The following is a 1,472-nucleotide window of genomic DNA, read 5'->3' on the forward strand; positions in this document are numbered from 1 at the left end:
TGACCTCCACCTCTTCCTTGAGGCGACGGTTCTCGCGCCGAAGTTCGGCCAGTTCGGCGGCCTCGGCCTGCTGCTTGCGGATCGCCTCGGCCGACCCTCCAGCCGCCAGTTCAAGCCGCCAGCCTTTCAGCTGCGACGGCGTCACGCCAAGTTCCCGCGCGACGCTGGTCTGGGTGGCGCCGGGCTCCGACAGGCGCGCAACGGCCTGCTCCTTGAACTCGGCGGTGAAGTGACGACGGGGTTGTCTGCTCATAGCGGGTCCCTCTCTCTGGGAGTACTTTAACTCCGGGTCCGGGATCCGGGGGCAAGGTCACGCTGCGTGGTGGCCGTGGTGATGACCAGCTTACAGGCGGCCAAGGGGCTGACGTCTTCGTTCTCGAATCAGACGGTGGTCAAGACGTCGTTACAGACTTTTCGCTTGATGAAGACTTCGTGGCTGTGGAAGGGAACGCGACCATCGATCAGATTGCAATTACCGCGTCTAACGGTGGAGCAATTGTTTCTTGGGAAGACAGTAGCCTGATCCTGCTTGGCGTGAACTCTGACCTGCTTACCTCAGACCATTTTCAGTTCATCTGAAATAAGTCCAAAAGCGGAAATCCTTCGGACCGGTCTTGCGATCCTCGACCGTCTCGCGCTTGCGCCACTTCGCGACGGTCTTCGGATTGATCCCGAGTTCCCGGCTCAGCGCCGCGGTCGAAGCTTGCGATCGCTGTATTGCAGCTCGGATGGCGTGCGCAGAGGTGGTCGCGGGATTTCGGACCAGGTGTTAAGCTTTAGCGCCTGACGAAGACTGACCCGAGATGACGAAACGGAAACGCTATTCAGCGGAGTTCAAGGCGAAGGTGGCTCTCGAGGCCATCCGCGAGGAACTGACGACGGCCGAGCTGGCCAAGAGTTGAACGGCGAACGCCATCGGTCCGAGAGAGCCGCTCAACGATATCCATCCCACCATGATTAGCGGCTGGAAACGGATAGCCATCGAAAACATGGCATCGGCCTTCGATACGAAGGCGGCTGCCGAGCCGATGGTTTCGGCAGCGGATGTCGAGAAACTTCACGCCAAGATCGGCCAGTTGGTCGTGGAACGGGATTTTTTGTCGGAAGCCTCCAGTCTCATTCACGGCACTGGAGGCAGAAAGCGGTGAGGAAGGATCATCCTCGCCTCAGCGTGCGGCGACAGTGCAGCCTGCTGTCGCTGGCCCGCTCAAGCCTCTACTACCAGCCGCGCGGCGAAAGCGCGGAGAACCTCGCCTTCATGGCGATCATTGATCGCCAGTTCCTCGAAACACCGTGGTACGGCTCGCGCCAGATGGCCCGCCACATGCAGAGAGAAGGGCACAAATGCGGGCGGCATCACGTCAGGCGGCTGATGAAGCGTTAGCATCCGGCGAGGGCGGCGGTCATGCGGCCTTGCGTGACAAGGCGCTTTGTGGCGTCCAGTTCCAGGGCAGAAGCTCAGGTACGCGCGA

General features: G+C 60.8%; 3 protein-coding genes and 2 pseudogenes. 3 read left to right on the top strand and 2 right to left on the bottom strand.

Annotated elements, in window-relative coordinates:
* The coding region (locus tag HCC78_RS32510; protein WP_172332812.1) for a transposase at window positions 1-253 on the bottom strand (253 nt) is incomplete at its 3' end.
* A 50-nt stretch (window positions 254-303) separates the two neighbouring features.
* Here HCC78_RS32510 and HCC78_RS35155 point away from each other — a divergent pair.
* Window positions 304-579 (top strand): annotated as a pseudogene (locus tag HCC78_RS35155) (hypothetical protein); the annotation flags it as partial.
* Window positions 580-592: 13 nt separating this feature from the next.
* On the opposite strand, the pseudogene HCC78_RS32515 reads toward HCC78_RS35155, so the two are convergent.
* Window positions 593-766, bottom strand: a pseudogene (locus HCC78_RS32515) (helix-turn-helix domain-containing protein); the annotation flags it as partial.
* 187 nt (window positions 767-953) lie between these two features.
* On the opposite strand from HCC78_RS32515, the gene HCC78_RS32520 reads away from it, so the two are divergent.
* On the top strand, window positions 954-1,148 hold the full coding sequence (locus HCC78_RS32520; protein WP_172332813.1) for a hypothetical protein: 195 nt from the start codon (window positions 954-956) through the stop codon (window positions 1,146-1,148).
* A 23-nt stretch (window positions 1,149-1,171) separates the two neighbouring features.
* Window positions 1,172-1,384: an IS3 family transposase gene (locus HCC78_RS35160; protein WP_172332814.1), complete on the top strand. Its 213-nt coding sequence runs from the start codon at window positions 1,172-1,174 to the stop codon at window positions 1,382-1,384.
* Window positions 1,385-1,472 lie beyond the last annotated feature (88 nt).

Origin of the sequence: Mangrovicoccus sp. HB161399, from assembly GCF_013184745.1 — a bacterium.
Lineage (GTDB): Bacteria > Pseudomonadota > Alphaproteobacteria > Rhodobacterales > Rhodobacteraceae > Mangrovicoccus.